The 4,151-nt window shown below is 37.4% G+C and carries 1 protein-coding gene and 1 pseudogene; both read left to right on the top strand.

What is annotated here, in order from left to right:
• The first annotated feature begins 461 nt into the window (after nt 1-461).
• Nucleotides 462-1,049: a TlpA family protein disulfide reductase gene (locus GMD4S_RS11540; protein ID WP_001168152.1), complete on the top strand. Its 588-nt coding sequence runs from the start codon at nt 462-464 to the stop codon at nt 1,047-1,049.
• A 61-nt stretch (nt 1,050-1,110) separates the two neighbouring features.
• Nucleotides 1,111-4,151: pseudogene (gene padA / locus GMD4S_RS11535) on the top strand (LPXTG-anchored isopeptide-forming adhesin PadA); the annotation flags it as partial.

The following is a 4,151-nucleotide window of genomic DNA, read 5'->3' as shown; positions in this document are numbered from 1 at the left end:
AGGTCAAACTAAAAGGACTTAGTCCTGTGCAATACAGAACTAAATCCTTTACTTAAATTAATTGTCTAACTTTTTGGGGTCAGTACACTAATTGGATAATCTTTTTTATTTTTGCAATGTTATAAAAGTATTTTGATGCAAATTTTAGTATAGGTAATATAGGCAATTCATATTTCTTGCCTTGCTTACAATTATGCATCGGAAACGGGAATATTCTGACAAATCTCAGAAAACGAAATCAAGTTTATGATTAGAAAAACTGTACAATGATGGTATTTAATGGCGATTTTCTACTTTTAAAAAAAGTTTACTATTTGACAACGTATTGCTTGTATAAATGAATAGTAAATGATAAAATATCATTTGGAATGAATGAGTCGCAGTTTTTGTTTGATTGTATTAATATGTTATCTACTCAAGACTTATTCGTTGTATTTTACTATTAAAGGAAAGGAGATGTTATGCAAAAAGACAAGTGGTGGCTACCATTTTTAGCGGTGGGTGTCATCATAGGTTTAGCGGTGGGTTTACTTTATTACACCCGACCCACTAAGGATGGAGATATAGGTTCATCGTCAGTTTCGCAATCAACTTCTAGTGATAAGAACAATACGGCTTTGAGTTTAAAAGGTCAACAACTTCCAGAATTTAAAATGACCTCTCAAGATGGCAAATTGATTGCTATCTCGGAACTGTATGATAAACCTATGTTAGTTGTCGAATGGGCTAGTTGGTGTCCGCATTGCCAGAAACAACTACCCATTGTTCAGCAGATGTATGAAAAGTATGGAGATCAAATTCATTTTGTTCTTCTGAATATGAACGAACCAGGAAAAGAAACAAAGGAAACTGCTGATCAGTATATCAAAGAAAAAGGATATACTTTCCCCTATTATTATGACGAAGATCAGTCCGCAGCCGATCTTTTACAGGTTCAAACCATACCAAGTATGTATCTTGTGACAAAACAGCAACAGGTAAAGAATGTATTAGTAAATCATACCACTGCTGAAAATTTCTCGAAAGAGTTACAAGAATTGCTAAACTAACATACATTCATTTCGGGAAAAAGGAGGAAGAAGAAATCACAATAGGATTTCAGAGAAAATTATGAGAGATTTCATTAAAAAGGTCTCCATTCTGTTTACGATTCTGTTTCTCTCTGTGCCATTAGGATTAGCTAGTTTACGTTTCGGTCGTGGTGCGGCTGATGAAACTGAGGTAATTCGAGTAGGAGATAATACGGAAATTATCCAGAATGGATGTTATCGTAAGATAAAGAAATCGGACCAAACAAAGTGGACAGTTCCACGTAAACCGGTCGACTTAGTTATCCTTCAGGATGCGAGTGGATCGTTCAGGAACACCATTCCTAATGTCCAAAATGCCTTAAAAACATTGACAACATTTGTCAGTGAAGAAAATTATGATGAGAATAATCCTCGTTTGGTTAAGACTGATAACCCGGATACATCAGACCGAGTTATGATGGCAACCTTCCAAGGTGCGGATGGATACAACTATTACTACAATAATGATTTTACAGGTCGTAAAGATGTTGTTGGTGGTTGGGGAGCTGATTATGATTACAAATACAAGTCTAGCAACTTGTCTTCTGATCAAAATGATATCCATCAATTCATTGATAATATTAAGGTAGCAGGAGGAACACCAACCGTTCCAGCTATTGACGATGTCATTGCTCAATATAATCAAATAAAAGGGAATATGGCTAACGGTCGTAAGACCATCTTCCTTTTGATTACGGATGGTGTTGCTAATGGGAAACGTGACCCGGATGGTAAGGTTCGTCTAGAGTACAGTGATTATCGTAACAAAATTCTTTCACGTGCCTGGAATTTTAATGAGCTAACTGAAGCATCTCAAAACGTTTTAGGGCGTGTGGAAGAGGTTAAGGAAGCATCTACAAGACTTAAAAATGTTGTTGGTTCCGAAGGGACTGTAGTAGTAGGTTTCTGGGAAGACGTATCAATCTTTGAAAACTCTAAAGCTCAGTATTATGACACATATAGAGAAGGTTATTCAAAATATTTTAATATAGGAGATAACCGAAGTGTCCAAGATATCTTCCATGAAGCATTAGAGGGGATGGCTTCTCCAGCTAAAAATATTAATGGTAAGAATGTTTCCTTCTATGTTAATGAACAAAGCGATATCAATAAGTTCTCAAGTCGAGTTCTAGAATCTGTTGGAGCTGCGTTGATTAAGGAAGACATTAAAGGTGAGTTCACTGTTACACCTGGATATAAGGTGGATGCTGTTCGAATCAATGGCAAGACTGTTGTTGAAAAAGTCACAGACCCATCAAAACAAATTCGTGGTCGAATCAATCAAGAAGGCGACAATGTCACAATCTATGTACCCGATAGTGTCTTCAATCCAGGTAATAACAGTTTCGACTATGATTTGAGTAAGGAAGCACGTGCTCCTGAAACGAATGAAGAGGATGAAGTTGATCCGCCAGCTGATTATAAACCTGTAAAAGAAGAAGTTACAGTTCCTGAGTTGACTGGTGTCTTCAAGACGGGTGAGTTTAAAACTCAAAAAATCGGTGGACGTAATGAAAAAGTTGAAGTTCAAAAGCTCGAGTACTGTTACCCAAGTGTCACTAAGAAAATTACCGACGCAGATAAGAGAAATGACTTGGGAGAAATTGATGACCCGCTTGGTTTGACAAAGAAAAAAGCCTATTCTGCACAATTGTCAGACAAGGCAGAGGAGTTCACCTATACTCTTGATTACAACTTCAATAACGTAGCCTACGAATTTGAAAAGAACGTCATGTTGACAGACCCACTTGACTACCGTTTGGAAGTAGTTGAAAGTTCAGCTACTGGACCAAATGGAGAAAAATGGGCCACTCGTGTCGTGAAACAAAATGACGATCTTGGAAACGAACGTGATGTTGTTGTTGCTGATGTTCCTGCTAAAGGATCAAACTATAATTACTTGGTATTGAAGAAAGCTCAAATGACCATCAAGGTTCGTTTGAAAGAACAATACCGCAATAATCAAGCAAGTAAAGAATTTATGGCCCTTCTTCAGGATAATGATGGATTCGGTTTGCTGAACCAGGGTAATATCATGTGGAATGGTGATGACAATCAACCAAACCAAGATGCGCATGCCAAGACAGATACTAAACCAAGTACGATTCGCCGTTCAAATCCTGTTTATGTGAAACCACCAGTTGTAACAGAAATTACGAAGAAGGTCAATGATAAGGAACATGAAGATCTTAAGACAGAAGAACAACTCTTCGAGTACAAAGTGACTGTTCCATGGCCAGGCCTTGCAGATACATTCAGCCTTACAGATACAGTTGTTTCAGAGTTGGAAGTTCAGGCAGATAGCTTGAATGTAAAACTTGGTGAAAAAGATAATACTGAGTTGAAAACTGCTGTAAAAGTTGAAGGTCAAACTGTTTCACTGACTCTTGATAAAACTCAACTCGAAAAAATCTCACGTAAGGTAACGCGTCGTAAGACTAAAGATGTTCAATACCTTGAATTGACCTTCAAGGCTAAGATTCGTGCGGGTGCTGACCTTTCTAAATATAAGGAAGATGGTCAAATTAAAGTACCTAACACGGCAGATGTTGTCTTGAATGATATCAAGAAAACATCAAATAAAGTAACGGTTACACCACCAAAACCAAAAGAACCTTCTATTAATAAGAAGATTAATGAAAACTTGGATACATTCCAAACATTTGATGGACAACCATACAACTACAACATTACAACAGCAGTACCAAGTGATGTTGCAAATTACAAGAAATTTGTGATTCGTGATACACTAGATGCTAATTTGGAACTTGCAGGTGCCGTAAGTATTAAAGGTTCTGCAGCTGCCCTCTTTGATATCCGCACCAATGGCCAAGAGATTACGGCAACGGTGAAGGATGGTCAATTTGGTGAACTTGCAAAATACTCAACTGTTGAACTAGTCATTCCTGCAAAAGTTAAAAATGGTGTGACAGGCACAACCATTGAAAATAAGGCTTCTATTTCCTTTACAAATGAGAATAATGTAGAGAAAAAAGTTGAATCGAAACCTGTCACCGTAACGCCACCTCCTGTAACGAAGAAGATCAATGAAACTCTTGATCACTTAGATATCGCGACAGG

It is taken from the genome of Streptococcus sp. GMD4S (assembly GCF_000296955.1).
Note: the sequence above shows the minus strand (reverse complement) of the source record. Positions and strands in the feature narration are given on the sequence as shown.